This is a genomic window from Streptomyces pseudovenezuelae (genome assembly GCF_001513955.1).
Classification (GTDB): Bacteria; Actinomycetota; Actinomycetes; order Streptomycetales; family Streptomycetaceae; genus Streptomyces; species Streptomyces pseudovenezuelae.
On the sequence record NZ_KQ948147.1, the window covers coordinates 154,488 to 170,516 of the forward strand.

At 71.4% G+C, this 16,029-nt stretch carries 12 protein-coding genes; all 12 read left to right on the forward strand.

The genetic code is table 11. The annotated features are described in order from the left end of the window. Nucleotide 1 precedes the first annotated feature (1 nt). The 12 genes from AQI94_RS17135 to AQI94_RS17190 all read left to right on the forward strand — a co-directional run bounded on the left by AQI94_RS17135 (nucleotide 2) and on the right by AQI94_RS17190 (nucleotide 16,027). Nucleotides 2-3,115, forward strand: coding sequence for an AMP-binding protein (locus AQI94_RS17135; protein ID WP_031039838.1), 3,114 nt, complete (start codon nucleotides 2-4; stop codon nucleotides 3,113-3,115). Next, on the forward strand, nucleotides 3,108-4,286 hold the full coding sequence (locus tag AQI94_RS17140; RefSeq protein ID WP_062229795.1) for an alanine racemase: 1,179 nt from the start codon (nucleotides 3,108-3,110) through the stop codon (nucleotides 4,284-4,286). Before AQI94_RS17135 ends, AQI94_RS17140 begins: the two co-directional genes overlap by 8 nt. A 1-nt stretch (nucleotide 4,287) precedes the next feature. Next, complete coding sequence (locus AQI94_RS17145) at nucleotides 4,288-8,190, forward strand: non-ribosomal peptide synthetase (protein WP_062229796.1); 3,903 nt, start codon at nucleotides 4,288-4,290, stop codon at nucleotides 8,188-8,190. Further along, a complete protein-coding gene (locus AQI94_RS17150) occupies nucleotides 8,177-8,434 on the forward strand; it encodes an acyl carrier protein (RefSeq protein ID WP_078902946.1) in 258 nt (85 codons plus the stop codon). Before AQI94_RS17145 ends, AQI94_RS17150 begins: the two co-directional genes overlap by 14 nt. Before the next feature lie 51 nt (nucleotides 8,435-8,485). Continuing rightward, nucleotides 8,486-9,310, forward strand: a complete 825-nt coding sequence (locus tag AQI94_RS17155; protein WP_037945203.1) for a TauD/TfdA family dioxygenase — start codon at nucleotides 8,486-8,488, stop codon at nucleotides 9,308-9,310. A 274-nt stretch (nucleotides 9,311-9,584) separates the two neighbouring features. Beyond that, a complete protein-coding gene (locus tag AQI94_RS17160) occupies nucleotides 9,585-10,097 on the forward strand; it encodes a peroxiredoxin-like family protein (RefSeq protein ID WP_031058293.1) in 513 nt (170 codons plus the stop codon). Further along, a complete protein-coding gene (locus tag AQI94_RS44610) occupies nucleotides 10,094-10,450 on the forward strand; it encodes a rhodanese-like domain-containing protein (RefSeq protein ID WP_031058290.1) in 357 nt (118 codons plus the stop codon). The genes AQI94_RS17160 and AQI94_RS44610 overlap by 4 nt, the downstream gene beginning before the upstream one ends. A gap of 75 nt (nucleotides 10,451-10,525) precedes the next feature. Next, nucleotides 10,526-11,305, forward strand: a complete 780-nt coding sequence (locus tag AQI94_RS17170) for an enoyl-CoA hydratase/isomerase family protein (RefSeq protein WP_051832878.1) — start codon at nucleotides 10,526-10,528, stop codon at nucleotides 11,303-11,305. A gap of 2 nt (nucleotides 11,306-11,307) precedes the next feature. After that, nucleotides 11,308-12,744 carry an asparagine synthase C-terminal domain-containing protein gene (locus AQI94_RS17175; protein ID WP_031058282.1) on the forward strand — a complete coding sequence of 479 codons (1,437 nt, stop codon included), beginning with the start codon at nucleotides 11,308-11,310 and terminating at the stop codon, nucleotides 12,742-12,744. 52 nt (nucleotides 12,745-12,796) lie between these two features. Continuing rightward, entirely contained in the window at nucleotides 12,797-13,420 is a 624-nt protein-coding gene (locus AQI94_RS17180) for a GNAT family N-acetyltransferase (RefSeq protein ID WP_158806441.1), read from the forward strand. A gap of 2 nt (nucleotides 13,421-13,422) precedes the next feature. Then, nucleotides 13,423-14,823 carry an argininosuccinate lyase gene (gene argH, locus AQI94_RS17185; protein ID WP_051832876.1) on the forward strand — a complete coding sequence of 467 codons (1,401 nt, stop codon included), beginning with the start codon at nucleotides 13,423-13,425 and terminating at the stop codon, nucleotides 14,821-14,823. 10 nt (nucleotides 14,824-14,833) lie between these two features. Then, nucleotides 14,834-16,027: an argininosuccinate synthase gene (locus tag AQI94_RS17190; protein WP_031058274.1), complete on the forward strand. Its 1,194-nt coding sequence runs from the start codon at nucleotides 14,834-14,836 to the stop codon at nucleotides 16,025-16,027. Nucleotides 16,028-16,029: the final 2 nt, after the last annotated feature.

Genomic DNA, 16,029 nt, shown 5'->3' on the forward strand with positions numbered 1-16,029 from the left:
GATGGAACAGGACGCTCTGGGGCGATTTCTCGCCCTCGACCCCAGCGGCCGCGTCGCCGTCGAATGGTGTGGACAGCGGCTGACGTACGCTGAACTCGCCGCGGCCGTCGACGAACTCGCGCAGGCCCTCGTGGAGCGTGGCGCGGCACGGACCCATGTGCTGGTCGTCGGCCCACTGAGTCCCGCCTATGTCGTCGGGCTGCTCGCCGCCCTGCGGTGCGGCGCGGTGCCCGTGCCGGTCGACGCCGGCCTGACGCCCGACCAGTACGCGTGGACCGAGCGAGTGGCGCAGCCGTCGGTCGTCGTCAGCAGCGACGTCTCCACCCCCGCCCACTACCAAGGGGTGGTCGAGGCCGACGAGTTACTGCTCGACGCGGCGACCGGCCGGGTCGTCCTGGACATCGCCGCCCGGCGCCGGCCGCCCGTAGCCCGGCGCCATGCGGGTTCCGACGCCGGCTACCTCATCCCGACGTCCGGATCGACGGGCGCACCCAAGGCGATCGTGGGCAGCCGCACCGGCCTGCACACCTTTCTCTCGTGGTTCACGACGGAGTTCGCACTCGGCGACGCGGACGTCTGCGCCGCACTGACCCGGGTGAACTTCGACCCGTCCCTGCGTGAACTCCTCGCGGTGCTCAGCGTCGGCGGCCGACTGTGCCTGCCCACCCCCGACGCCCAGTTGGATCTGCGCGAACTCGCCCGGCACCTGGTGTCGGCCGAGGCCACGACGGCGTTCCTCGTCCCGTCGCTCGCGCGGCGCGTCGGCGATGTCCTGTCTGCCGCATCCCTGCGTCTGGACCGGCTGCGCCTCGGCTTCTTCGCCGGTGAGGTGCTGCCGTCCCGGGTGGTGGCCCAGTGGGCCGAACTGGCCCCGCACGCCGAGTTCGTGAACCTGTACGGCCTGACCGAGGGGACCTTGGCCCAGTTGTTCCGGCGTGACATCAGGGCCACCGGCGAGGGCCCCGTGTCGGGTGTTGCCGTCGGGCGTCCGCGGCCGGGGATCTCGGTGACCATCGACCGGCCCGACGCGGACGGACACGGCGAGGTGCTCATCACCTCTTCGGCGCCGGCGCTGGGGACCCTCGGCGAAGGCAGCGGACCCGAACCCGGCACGTTCCAGGTGGTGCCCATGGGGACGGTGTTGCGCACCGGAGACAGCGGAGTCCTCACCCACGAGGGTGAGTTGATGATCGCGGGCAGGCTTGGAAACGACCTGAAGGTGTCCGGTCGGCGCGTCTCCTTCCACTGTTTCGTGGACGAGGTCGAGGCCCTGCCCGGTGTACGCCAGTGCGTGGTCGTCGACCGTGACGGGCCGCAGGCCTTCGTCTCCGTCACCGAACCGGCCGCCGGGCCGGCGGCATCGCTGACCGCGGCGGTGCACGAGATCGCCCGGCGCCTGGGGCTGCCCCGGCCTGGTGTCCATCGGTGCGGCGAACTCCCGCTGTCGCGCAGCGGCAAGGTCGACCGGGTCGCCCTGGCCGCCTTGTCGGCCGATGCGGCGGCCACCGCGCAGGACATCGCGCCCGGGGGCGCACCGGTCCGGCAGCGGGCCGAGGTCGCCGAGATCCTGCGTGACCTGCTCCGCCTCGACGCGGGCGTCCCCACGACGACGTCCTTCGTCGACGCCGGCCTCACCTCGCTGGACCTGATGGATTTCGTGGTGGACGTCAACCAGCGGCTCGGGGTGGACCTTTCGGTGCGGGAGTGCTTCCGCCATGGCGACATCGCCTCGCTGGCCCGAGTGCTTGAGCAGCGGCGCGACCCCGGCCCGGCCATGACCGCGAGCCCGCCGCCCGGCTCCGCCGTGACCCCCGACCCCGATACCGGCACCCGCACCGACCCCGCCGAGGACACCGGCAGCCTTCCGCTGTCCACGCGACAGCAGGCGTACCGGTCCCTGTGCATGGCGGACGGCAACGCCAACTGGTGCAACATCTCACGGGAGATACGGTTCGACCGGTCGGTGACACCGGCCGAGGTGCGGGCCGCCACCGATGTGCTGCTGGCCCGGCACGATGTGCTGCGCCTCGCGCTCACCGGGGACTGGACCCGGCAGACGCACACCCCCGCGGCCGCGCTGAGCTGCCCGGTCACGCTGTACCGCGACGCCCCACCAAACGCGCCGACCGGGGCGGATCACCGGGCGCGGGTGCAGCAGGCGCGGGTCGAGGCAGTGGCGGAACTGCTGGACCCCACCGCGGCACCGCCGCTGCGTGCCGTCGTCGTCCAGGGCGCCGAAGGCACCTCCGTCCTGGTAGTGGCCCACCACCTCTTCATCGACGGCCTGAGTCTGGACCTGCTCACCGACGAACTGCGCTCGCTCCTGTGCGGCCGGCCCGTCGGTGACGCGCCACCGCCGCGCGGGTACCGCGACTACTGCCGGGCGACCGAGCGGGTCGAGGAGGCGTACCCGGCCGGGGCCGGCTACTGGAACGAGCTCCTCAAGGGCGCCGCCCAGGTCGAACTGCCCGCGGCCCGCGGCACCGAAGCACGCGTCGGAACGCTGGTCTCCCGCCCGTTCGGACTCACCGGGAGCCGCCACGCCCACCGGCTGGCGGCGACGAGCGGTGTCTCGGTCTTCGCCGTGGTGCTGGCCGCCTTCGGGACTGCCGTCGCCCGCACCTTCGCGCTCGACGCGCCCACGGTGATCGTGCCCGTTCAGGTGCGCCAGAAAGCTCGCGCCGGCAGCGCCGGCATGTTCACCAGCCAGCTCGTCGTCCGCGCTCCGGCCGCGGGCGAACTCCCCGAGCGGGCACGGGAGGTCGCCCACCAGCTGGATGCCGGTACGGCCGCGAGCTCCTGGGAGTTCGACCAGCGAGCCGCCGGGGCGGGACTCGACGGCGCGGACTGCTTCCCGTTCTCAACCGTGCTCTTCAACCAGCACCCCAAACAGCGCGGCCTGCGCGTGCGCGACCTGGGCGACTGGCAACCGCGCTCGCTCGGGCGGGAGTTGCGCTACCAGCTCCAGGGCGAACTGCAGATGTCGGCCGCCGAGATGGCGCTGTCCTACTACTACCGGCAGGAAATAGCCATGGACCGACCCGATGCGATCGACCGGGTGCACGCGAACCTCCTCGCCGTGCTGCGCGAAGCGGAGGGGACCACGGATGCGTAAGGACACCGTCACACCTACCGACCGGGAGGCCCGGCTGCTCACCCGGCGGGCCGGCCGGACGCCGGTGTACGTCTACAGCCGCGAGGCCCTGCGCGCCAGCGTCGAGCGCGTCCGCGCCGCCTCGGTTCCGGGCGCGGATCTGTACTACTCGCTGAAGGCCAACCCGCATCCGGGCGTGGTGCAGACGCTGGCCACGCTGGTGGACGGCTTCGACGTCTGCTCGCTCGCGGAGCTGGAGACAGCCCTGAACGCCGGCATGACCGCGCGGAAGGTGCTGTTCACCGGACCCGCGAAGTCCGCCGAGGAAGCCGCCGCGGCCCTTGCGGCGGGTGTCATGGTGACGGTCGAATCACCGTGCCAGGCAACGCTGTTCGCCGCGGCGGCGGACGAACTCGGGGTCACCGGGCGGGCCGTCATCCGGCTGAACACGCCCTATCCGGGGCGTGCGCCGGGGGCCGATCCGTCGCAGAACCAGTTCGGGGTGGCCAAGGAGGACCTGGCCGAGGTCGTGGACATCCTGCGTGCCTCGTCGCTGTCCGTCGCCGGGTTGCAGCTGTTCTGGGGCTCGCAGTACGCCGACGCCGACATCATCCTCGCCGCGCGCAAGGCCATGGAGGAGCAGGCGAGAGCGTGCGTGGAACGGTTCGCTCTGCAGGTCGAGTTCGTGTCCCTCGGCGGTGGCATCGCGATGCCGTGGTGCGACGCCGACCCGGAGGTGGACTGGGCGGGGCTGGCGGCGGCCGGGGGCGCCGCGACCGAGGGGGACGCGGCGGACCGGCTGCCCCTCGTCTGCGAGTACGGGCGGTCCATCGTCGGGCCCGCCGGGAGCCTGCTGACCACGGTGCTCGACACCAAGACCGTCGGCGGCCGTCGTTACGTGTTCGTCGACGCCGGGATCAACCATGTGTTCATCGCGAGCCGGCTGATCGCCGGGGCCGGCCGGGGCGAACCGCGGGTGCGGCTGGTGGACGCGCGGCCCGACGCGCGGCCCGGCCCGGCCTGGGTCGTCGGCCCGCTGTGCTCGCAGCTCGACGTGCTGGCCGAGGGCATCGCGCTGCCCGAGGTGGAGGTCGGTGACCTGCTGCTGATCGAGGGCGTCGGCGCCTACGGCCCGACGTTCAGCCCCAGTGGATTCCTAAGCCGCGACAAGGTGAGAGAGATCGTCTTCTGACATGCGCGACACCATGACGCAGACGTCCCCGGCGCAGCCCGCGCAGCCGGCACTGAGTCCCATCCAGCGCGCCTACCTGGTGGGCGCTCAGGACGGCCTGGAACTGAGCGGGCCGGCCCGTTACTACCTGAGCTGTGACCTGCGCACGGATCGGGTCGCCCGGATCGGCGCCCGGCTGCGCCGGCTGGTGCGGGACAACGACATCCTGCGCATCGGCGAGTCGGGCGGCCTCTCCCCGCAGACCCTGCCGCAGGACATCGCGCGGCATGTCGACGCGGACGTCCGCTGGGTCGGACCCGCCGACTTCGAGAGCGCGAACGACGCGGTCCGGCGGACCTGTACGGCGGTGGACTTCGCCTTCGGCGACTGGCCGCAGTTCGAGGTCACGGTGGTGCGCACCGCGGACCGGGCGCGGCTGCACCTGGTCTACTCGCTGTGGCTGATGGACGCGGCGTCGCTGGCCGTGTTCCTTACCGAACTGGTCGCCGACGACGCGCATGACCATGCCCAGGCCCCCGCCGATGCCGATGTCTCCGCCCAGGGCGGAGCCGCACCGGGCGGGCGGGCGGCCAGGCGACCGGGGCGTGACCGCTCGCCCCGCGACGAACGCTTCTGGCGCCGGCGGGCGGCCTCTCTCGCTGACCCCGCGGAACTGCCGCTGCGGCCCGAGTGGCGTCGGGCCGGGCCGCGGGTGACACACCGTATGGTCACGGTGGACGCCGCCGCGGCGCGGCGCGTCTGCGACCGGGCGAGCGCCCACGGCCTGACCCCCGCGATGGTCTACCTCGCGGTGTACGGCGTCGTCCTCGGGCGGCTCGGCGGCGGATGCCCCCACACGATCACGGTGCTGCGCAGCTCGCGGACCGCCTCGCCGACCGCCGCGACGCTGGGCAACCAGGGCACCACCATGCCGCTGGAGATCCCGGCGACGAGCGGCCGCAGCTTCGTGGAGGTCGCGCGCGCCGTCCAGAGCGGCTACCTCACACAGGCGATGCACGGATCGCTCAGCGGCGCGGAGATCGCCCGCCTCGCCGGCCCCGCGGCCGATCTGCGCCGCCTCACCCACCCCTTCGCCTTTACCGCCCTCGACGCCGACGGCGCGGGCGAGGCCGCCCTCGGGCTGCGCCGCCGCTGGCACGAGGTGCAGCTCCGGGTGCCGCAGGTACTCATCGACCACCAGGTGATCAGCGAGTCCGACGGCACCGTCCGGCTCGGCTTCGACTGGCGCACGGACGCCTTCGACCCCGGCTTCGTCGACGACCTCGTCACGCGGTGCGCGGAACTCGTGGGCGAGCTGGCCGCGTCGGACGAGAGCTGGACACGCGCCCCGGCACGCGTTCCGCTGCCCGCAACGGCCCGAACGGACGCCCCCGCAGCGGGTGTTGGTGCCCCGGTGGCCGAGGGGGAGACCCTGCACGGCTGCTTTTTGCGGTGTGCCGCCGAGAACCCCGACGCGCCCGCGGTCCACGACGCGCTGGGCAGCCTGAGCTACGCCGCACTGGCCGACCGGGCCGCGGCGGTCGCGGACCTGCTGAGCGCCGCGGGTGCGGGGAGCGGGGACCGGGTCGCCGTCCACCTGCCCCGCGGCCGCGGTCAGGTGATTGCCGTCCTGGGCAGCCTGCTCGCCGGATGTGTCTACATTCCGCTGGACCACGCCACCCCGCCCGGCCGCCTCGACAGCATCGCGCGCCGCGGCGACGTCCGGTTCGCCCTCACCGAAGGCGACCCGGCCACCGACGAGCGCTGGAGCGCGCGAGGGGTGAGCCCCCTGCCGCTGCCTTCCGGCCCGGCCGCGCCGGGGGACCGTACGGGACACGCGGCCCCTTGCCCCACCGCGTACGTCATCTTCACCTCGGGTTCGACCGGCGAACCCAAGGGCGTGGTCGTTTCGCACGCGGCGGTCCTCACCACCATCAACGCGGTGAACGAGGAATTCGGCGTCGGGCGGACCGACCGGGTGCTCTCCGTGTCCTCGATCGGCTTCGACCTGTCCGTGTACGACATCTTCGGCCCGCTCCTGCGCGGCGGCTCGGTGGTCATGCTCTCGGAGGACAGTGCCAAGAGCCCCGCACAGTGGGCCGACCTGATCGAACGGCACGGGGTGACCCTGTGGAACTCGGCACCGGCGCTGGCCTCGCTCCTGGCGGAGGAGGGGCGCGCCGTACCGTCGGTGCGGGCCTTCCTGCTGAGCGGCGACTGGATCCCGTTGACCCTGCCGGAGGCGCTCGGGCGCCTCGCGCCCGGTTCGGCGGTGGTCAGTCTGGGCGGGGCGACGGAGGGGGCGATCTGGTCGATCTCCCACCGGGTGACCGAGGCGGACCGCGCCGGGCGCTCCATCCCCTACGGCAGGCCCCTGCCGGGCCAGGACATCCTGGTCCTCGACGCCGAGCGGAACGTCTGTCCGCCCTGGCAGATCGGCGAGATCCACATCGCCGGGGCCGCGGTCGCCGACGGCTACGCCAACGACCCGCAGAAGACCGCGGCCGCCTTCCTCACCGACCCGGTGTTCGGCAGGATCTACCGGACGGGCGACCGCGGCCGACGCCATCCCGACGGGGTCGTCGAATTCCTGGGACGTACGGACAACCAGGTCAAGCTGAACGGCCACCGGGTGGAACTCGGGGAGATCGAGCACTGTCTGGAGGGCGCTCCCGGCATTCAACGCTGTGCCGTCTGCGTCCGGGCCGACGGGCGCCGCAAGAAGCTCGTCGCCTACGTCACCCTCACCACCGGCGCCCCGGACAACTGGCGCGACGAGGCGACCGCGACGATCAAGGACACGCTGGCGCACTACATGCTGCCCGACGCACTGGTCCCCCTCGACGCGCTCCCGCTGAACAGCAACGGCAAGCTGGACCGCCGCAAACTGGCCGCGTTGCCGCTGGAGGACACCGCGGTGGACGGTTGCCCTCCCGGGACGCCGACCGCCGACGCGCAGGACGTGCTCGGCCGGGACCTGTACCGCCACGAGGTCGCTCGCTGCTGGCACGAGGTCCTTGGCGAGGCCCCCGGTCAAGGGTCCTTCTTCGAGGCTGGCGGCGGCTCCTACGACGCGATCCGGCTGCTCTCGCTGCTGCGCGGCAGATTCGGGCACACGGTGGCGTTCGGGGACTTCATGGCCCACCCCACGGTGGCGGGCCTGGCTGATCTGTGCCGGGGCATCCGGGCCGCGGGAACGCCGGGCATCTGGACGCACCAGCCCCGGGCCGGCGTTGCACCCCGGCTGCGGCTGGTCCTCTTCCCGCCGGTGGGCGGCGGTGTCTCCTGCTACGCCGGCGTGATCGGGGAACTCGCGGGCGACATCGACGTCCATGTCGTGGGGCTGGACGCGCCGTTGCCCACCGGCGCCGAGGACGGCGACTCGCTCGCCGGGCTCGCCCGGCGCTGTCTGCGGGAACTGCCCGGCCCGGCCCTGACCGACGGCGTGCCGCTGGTCCTCGCCGGCTGGTCCTTCGGCGGTGCCCTGGCCTTCGAGGCCGCGCGCGCCCGCGGCAAGGACGTGGCACGCGTCGTGGTGGTGGACACCCCGGCCTCCGGGACGGCTCACCGCCGGGCCGCCGGGCCGACGATCAAGGGGTTTCTGAGGGACGTACAGCAGACCACCGGAGTGCACATCGACCCCGCGCAGGCGGCCGACGACCCGGAACTCGGTGCCAGGTTCGCGGTCTACCGGCAGAACCTGACGCTGCTGCGCGCGTGGGAGCCTCCCGCCGTCGACGTGCCGCTCGTCGAGTTCCGGGCCGCGCAGGCGCCCGCCGAACCGGACGACGCCGCCTGGGCGCGGCTCGCACACCGCGCGGACGTCACGGTCCTGGCCGGCGGGCACTTCGACGTGTTCCACGGCGACCACATCCGCCGGATCACCGAGGCGATCGAAGGGGCGAAGAGCAATGACCGCATCTGAGGTACGCGCTGTCATCCACGAGGAGTTGGCGGCACACGGCTTCCCGTCCCTGACCGACCGACCCGAGCTGGACCTGATCAGCGCGGGCGTCAACTCGGCGGCGCTCATCCAGATCCTGTCCGCCCTGGAGGACAGGTTCGACCTCGACCTGGAGATGGAGCCCCTGTTCGCCGAGCCGGTGACGGTCGCCCGCCTGGAGGCCGAGATCACCCGCATCGCCCGGCTCACCGGCCCGTCCGGCTGACACCGGACCGACCGGCCGGCCCGCACCCACTCACCCAGGAGGAACAACGCAATGTCCGAAGGCCTCGCGTACCAGCAGCTGACCCCGTCCGGAATGGGCGCGCTGCTCCCCTGGAACCCGGGAACCTCCGTCCAGGACCTGGCCCGGCAGGCGAGGGCGGCCGCGCTCGACAGCGGCTGCGCGCTGGTCAGGGGGATCGACCTGAGGGAAGACGACTTCAAGCTGCTCGTACGCTCGCTCGGCGACCGTGCCGACCACAAGTTCGGCGAAGGGCAGGCCGATCTCCTCAAGCTCGACGCCTCCCGGGACAAGGGGAAGGTGGTCACGGGCCGCGGACCGCTGCCTCTGCACACGGACGGTCTCCTGGTCGGCTCGCGCGTCGACCTGATCATTCTGTACGCGGCCGACTTCGCCGACACCCCGGGCTCCGGCGAGACCTACGTCAGCGACCAGCTGACCGCCTGGGACGAAATGCCCGAGGACCTGCGTCGGGTCCTCGACGAGCACGAACTCGAATACCTGGTGACGGAGCGCGGCTACTTCCCCACCGTGCCCGAGGACTGGTACACGATCCCGGCGACCCGCGACTACGGCCGCGTGAAGTCCCTGAACCTCGCGACGGCGTTCCCCCCGGACGTCGAGCAGCGCTCGTGGGAGGTCCGGGTCAAGGGCATGGCACAGGAGCGCTCCGACGGGTTCTTCGCCCAACTCGACGCCTTCCTGCGCTCGGAGCGCTACGCCTACAAGCACCGCTGGCAGGTGGGGGATCTGCTGATCATCGACAACCAGCGGACGCTGCACGGCCGGACCGCCATCGGAGAGGGCGGTACCCGCGTCCTGTTCCGCGGGCAGCTGACCCTGTCCGACGCGGCCTAGGCCCGGGCGCGTGCGACAGGCCGTGAAGGTCGCGTCGACGTCGACGCGTATGTCCTCGAACCCCCGCCCCGGACCGGTGAGCGGAGGGTGCCGACCTGCTGCCCACCGCGGTCTCGGTGCCGGCGGCCGGCCGGCCGCTCGCTGCGGCGAACCTCGCCCGAACCGACCGGCGCTGCCCGTCAGAACCATCCGCCCTGGCTCGCCACACGCCGGGACCTACGCCGTACCCGGCACCCCGCCGGGCCCACCGTTGTCCTTCCTGGAGGAGTCGTCCGTGCTCAAGCCCCGACAGCCCGTGCCCGCGCTGGATGTACCGCTGGTGGGAGGAGGCCGGTGGGTCCTCGCCGACCAGCAGCCGGACAAGTTCAGCATGGTGGTCTTCTACCGTGGGGTGCACTGCCCCATGTGCCGGGCCCACATCACGGAACTCGACGGTCTCGTCGACCAGTTCGCCGAGGTCGGGGTGGACCGGGTCCTGGCGGTGAGCGGTGACGACGTGGGCCGTGCCCAGCGGGCCGTCGAGGAGTGGGACATCACCCGGGTACCGGTCGGCTACGGGCTCGGCAGCGAGTCGATGCAGGCGTGGGGCCTGCACCGCTCGAAGGCCATCAAGGAGGGCCAGCCCAACGAGTTCAACGAGCCCGGGCTGTTCCTCGTGCGTCCGGACGGCACCTTGTACGCGGCGGTGCAGACCACCATGCCCTTCCTGCGTCCGCACCTCGACGAGGTCGTCGAGACGGTCCGCTGGATCAGCGAGAACGACTATCCGGCCCGGGGGGAGCTGTGAGCCGCGCCGGACAGCCACCGCCCGCCGCGACCCCCGCGATCGGCCCGGCCGAACTCAAGGACCTGCTCGACCGGGACGCCCCGATCGACCTCATCGACATCCGGGAGCCCCATGAATGGGAGATCGTGCGGATCCCCGGCGCCCGCCTGATGCCCATGGCCGCCTGGCTGGACGGGTCCGCAGTGGCCTCCTTGAGCGCGGGCCGCAGGCCCGTCTTCTACTGCCGGACCGGGGTACGCACCCGCCCGGTGCTGGCCGCGGTGCGCGCGGCCGGCTTCACCGATGCCGTCCATCTGGAGGGCGGCGTCATCGCCTGGGTGCGGGAGGTCGAGCCCGACCTGCCCGAGTACTGAGCCCCGAGGCTGCGACGCGCGCGGCCGCGTTGCGACGAGTCCCCCTATTTTCCCTCAGTTGCGCAAGGAGAAGACGTGACGACGAACGAGGTTGTGGCGCGGAGCATCGCCTGCGAGGTGCTCCCCGGGGCGGTGGCCCTGGTGGAGTTCTCGCAGGCGCACGAGCAGAACCCGTTCAGCCGGGCCAGGATGCGGGAGTTGACCCAGCTGTTGCTGGACCTCGACGGGGATGACGACGTCCGCTGTGTCGTCCTGTTCGGCGGAGCGGGCCGGTCATTCGGCGCCGGCGGCGACTTCAACGAGGTGTCGGAGTTTTCTGGCGGCGACGAGGTCGACGCGTGGATCGACGACATCACCACCCTGTACAGCACCATCGCCGGGATATCGAAGCCCGTGGTGGCCGCCATCGACGGTTTCGCCATCGGCGTCGGCCTGCAGATCGCGCTCTGCTGCGACCTGCGGATCGGCAGCAGCACGTCGAAGCTCGTGATGCCCGAGTTCAAGGTGGGCATCGCCTGCAACTTCGGCGGCTACATGCTGGAGACGGTGGTCGGCCGCAGCGTGATGCAGGAGATGCTCTACACCTGCGCCGAATGGCCGGCCGAGCGGGCCCTGGCCGACCGTCTGCTGCACGAAGTGACGCCGCCCGAAGAACTCCTGGAGCGCGCCCTCGACCGCGCTCGGCGCATCGCCCAGTACACGGCGGCCGCGGTCCAGTCGACCCGTGCCCGGGTCAACGGCCCCTACGTCCAGGGTCTTCGGCGCGTGCGCGAAGAAGGCAAGCGATCCCACCGCACCGCCTTCTCGGCGGGCGAAGCCCAGCAGCGCATGCGCCGCGTCATAGGAAAGGCCTGACCGTGGCTCCGCTCAGCAAGTGGTGCGTCGTCACCAACACCACCGCACCCGACCTGGCCGGGTCGGCGGTCCACGGCGAACTCGGCGCCCTGCACGTGTATCACCGGGGCCCCGCCGGGACGGCGCTGCCTGCCGACCCGCCGTTCGTCCTGGACGTCGCCACCCTCGCACCGGAGTCCGGCAGCCGGGACCCTGTGATGTCCACCACGGTGCGCATCGACCCGGACGCCGTCACCGTACGGGTCTCCGCGCTCAACGAGAACCCGGTGTACTACGCGGCCAACCGCATGCGGGGCCTGTTCGCGTACTTCACCGACCTGCTGCTCGCCCCGCTGGTCCTGCCCGCGCTGGGCCTGCCGGTCGCGCTGACCGACACGGCCATCGGCCATGAGCGCGGCACGCTGCTGCGCGGTGTGAGCCGACTGCCCGACGGCATCGTGGCCCGGACCTGCTACAACGCCGGCCGGTGGCTGACGGACGTCGCCGACAGCCACGACCCGCTCGGTGACTTCAGCGACCCGCACCGTGACGACCCGTTGGACGCGGGCGAGGCCCAACTCGACGCCCTGGCCGCGGAGATCCGGCGCATTGACGCCACCACCCCGGAGGGCACCGGCTATGCCACTCTGCTGTCGGGTGGCATCGACTCCGGCACCGTGACCCATCTCGCGGCCACTGCCGGACTGCCCGTCACCCCGTACAGCGTGGCCACCCCGTGGGGCGACGAACTCGCCGACGCGGCAGAGCTCTGCGCGGAGCTCGGCATCGGGCTCGAAGCGGTCCGGCTGACCGAGGACGACATCATCGCCTCCATCCCGGAGGCCGTCCGCTGGCTGGGCGTCTGCGAACCCGAGGTGGTGGAGGTCGCGTTGACGGCCACCTCCGTGCAGCGCCTCGGCGCCGTCCCGGCCGACCGGGTGCTGCTGACCGGCTATGGCAGCGACCTGATCAACGCGGGGCTCTACCGCCCCTTCGACCACCGCGACGACCTGATCGACCAGGTCCTGTCGGCGGTCGACCGCACCCGCCGCAGCAACGAGCTGTCCAACCGGATGCCGCTCGCCTACGGCACCCGCGTCCATCACCCCTTCTGGGCCTGGCCGGTGATGCGAGTGGCCCTGGAGACCACGCCCGAGTGCAAGGTGCGGGAGGGCCGGGAGAAGTACCACCTGCGCACCGCGATGAGCCGCCGCGTGCCCGAACCGATCGCCTGGCGCAAGAAGATCGCCGTCCACCACGGCGGCGGTCTCCAGGACGGCGTGACGCGCCGTCTCGAGAAGGAAACCGGCAGCACGGACCGACAGGCCGTGTACCGGGCCTGTTTCACCGAACTCCTCGACCGGGCGGCACAGGGAGAACTGGAGCCCCGTGACCCCTGGGCGATTTTCGAAGGAGCCGTACGTCGTGTCCGTGACGTATCTCCGCCCGCACGCGGCTGAGTGAATTCTCGGCCGAGGGGCCATGTCGTGACCATTCAAGGAGGAGATTGTTTTGCCGTATTCAGTAAGGGAAGCCGAGAGCCCGTCGGCCCCGCCTCGGCCGGACGGGCTCGCGCCCGCAGCCCTCGACGAGTTCGAGTTGCAGCGCCGCCCGCTCACCCGGGCCGAGGCCGCCGCGATCATGCGCGCGATCAGGGACTCGCCCGACATCACCGGCTACAGCGCCGCCGAGTGGACCGGGCGCAGAGACACCTTCGTCCTGTACAACCCCCGGAGCGGTGAGCTGGCCGGCGCCCTGCTCGTCCACCATCTCGTAGGGCGCTGGAGCGAGATCGCCGTGGTCTTCCTGTTCGAGGAATACCGCGGCCGCGGCCTCGGCCGCCGGCTGCTTCAGGGGACCCTGCGCACCCTGAAGTCGGCGGACCGCGAACTCCTGCTGTTCTTCTGCTCGCCGGGCATGGGGCGGCTCTCCGCGGAATCCGGATTCGACGTTCTCGCGGACGAGGCTGAGTTCACCCGTGGTTCGCTGCGGCGCAGGATCTTCCTTTCCGTCCTTTACAAGGCGCAATGGCTGGCCAGCTCCTACCGGCTGCGGGAAATCCGCCGGAAGCGTCGTGAGTTCGCCTGCTCCTTCACATTCAAGGTGGCCGTAATGACACGACAGGGAGCCCGGTGAAGATGGCCGACAACACGCGCGAGGACCAGGTCTGGGACGGATGGCTCACCGGGGGCAGCTCGCTCCTGGAGGAGATCAACGCCTCGGTCCGCTTCGACCACCGGCTGGCCCAGCAGGATATCGACGGCTCGATCGCCCACGCCCGCATGCTCGCCAAGTGCGAGGTGATCACCTCGACGGAGGCGGAGCAGATCGTCGTGGCCCTGGAGCAGATCAGGGGGGAGATCAAGGCGGGCGACTTCACCTTCGACCCCGCTCTCGAAGACGTCCACATGAACGTGGAAGCCCGGCTGCGTGAGCTCATCGGGCCGACGGCGGGCCGACTGCACACCGCCCGGTCCCGCAACGACCAGGTCGCGGTCGACGCCAGGCTGTGGGTCCGGGACGCGATCGACCGTCTTGACGCACTGCTGGTCAGGGTGATCGACGTAATCGCGGAGCGCGCCGAAGTGCACCACGCCGATGTCATGCCCGGCTTCACCCACCTCCAGTGCGCGCAACCGGTGACCATCGGGCACCATCTCCTCGCCTACGGGGAGATGTTCCTCCGGGACCGCGACCGCTTCCGCTCGGCCCGCCGCCGCCTCGACGAGTCGCCGCTGGGGGCGGCTGCCCTGGCCGGCACGGGCTATCCGATCGACCCGTACGACACCGCACGCCGGCTCGGCTTCAGGGGCGTGACCCGCAACTCGCTCGACGCCGTCTCGGACCGGGACTTCATCCTCGACTACCTGTCCGCGGGAGCCGCTCTCGCCGTGCACATCTCGCGGCTCGGCGAAGAGCTGGTCATCTGGAGCACTCCGCAGTTCGGCTTCATCAAACTTCCCGAAGACCTCTGCGCCGGATCATCGATCATGCCGCAGAAGCGCAACCCGGATCTGCCCGAGCTGATGCGGGCGAAGTCCGGCCGGATCTTCGGTGATCTGATGACGCTGCTCACCGTCATGAAGGGCCTGCCGCTCGCGTACAGCCGTGACATGCAGGAGGACAAGGAAGCGCTCTTCGACGCGGCCGACAACCTCGAACTGAGCGTGCGGGCGACCGAGGCGATGCTGCGCGGCATCACCTTCCGGCCGGAGAAGACCCGCAGCGACGCGGCCCTCGGCAACACCGTGGCCACCGATGTCGCCGACTGGCTGGTGGCGGAGCAGGGTCTGCCGTTCCGCGAAGCGCACAGCGTCGTCGGTGGCCTCGTGAAGTGGCTGGGCGTTCAGAACCGCGAACTCAAGGACTCCTCACCGGCCCAACTCGCGGAGTTCAACGCCCGGTTCGAGACCCTGCCCGCCGAGGTGCTCACCGTCGAGTACGCCGTAGCGCGCCGCAACTCCCCGGGTGGCACGTCCCCCGCCCTCGTCCGCGAAGCAGCTGTGGAGCTGCGTCGGCGCAACGCCGAGATCGACTGAAGGAGCTTTCATGTCCAAGCGTGTTGTGCTGGCCTACTCCGGCGGCGTGGACACCACCGCCTGCATTCCCTACCTGCGCCACGAGATGGGCGTCGACTTCATCGTGGCGATGGCCGCGGACCTCGGGCAGGGCGACGAACTGGCGCCGATCCGGGAGAAGGCCCTGGTGGCGGGCGCCGACGTCTCGATCGTCGTCGACGCCAAGGAGCGTTTCGTCAGCGAGTTCGGCTTCCCCGCGATCCGGGCGAACGCCCTGTACGACGGGCAGTACCCGCTCTCTTCGGCGCTCGGCCGCCCGCTGATCGGTGAACTCCTCGTGGAGACGGCCCACGAGTACGGCTGCGACGCCGTCGCGCACGGCTGCACCGGCAAGGGCAACGACCAGGTCAGGCTCGACCTGACGGTGGGTCTCCTGGACTCCGGGCTGGAGATCCTCGCACCGGCCCGGGTATGGCCCTTCAGCCGTGCGGACACCATCGCTTACTCGGAGAAGCACGGCATCAAGCCGCACGTCTCCAAGGAGAAGCCCTGGGCCATCGACCTGAACATCCTCGGCCGCAATGTCGAGGCTGGCCTGATCGAGGACCTGACCTGGGAGCCGACCGAGGAGGTCTGGTCCCTGACGACGGCTCCCGAGGCGGCCCCCGACACCGCGGGCTACGTCACCATCGGCTTCGAGTGCGGCATCCCCGTCGCGCTCGACGGTGAACACCTCGCACCGCTGGAGGTCCTCGGCCGGCTCAACGGATTCGGCGGCCGGCACGCCGTGGGGCGGATCGACATGCTGGAGAACCGCGTGGTGGGCGTGAAGTCACGGGAACTGTACGAGGCCCCGGGCATGCTGCTGCTCATCCGGGCCCACCAGGAGCTGGAGAACCTCACCCTGCCGGTGGACGTGCTCAACCAGAAGCGCCAGCTGGAGGCGGTGTACAGCAAGACCGTCTACGACGGCCTGTGGCACGGCCCGCTGCGCGCCGCCCTGGACGCCTTCGTCGGCTCGACCCAGCAGACCGTCACCGGCGAGATCACCCTGAAGCTCTACAAGGGGGGCGTGTCCGTCGCCGCGCGATCGGCCGAACGCTCCATGTACCGGCACGAGTTGGTCACGTACGGCAATGACTGCACGTTCGACCAGAGCAGCGCGGAAGGGTTCATCGACATCTTCAGCCTGCCCAGCCGGGTGTGGAACAAAGTGAACGGCTGACA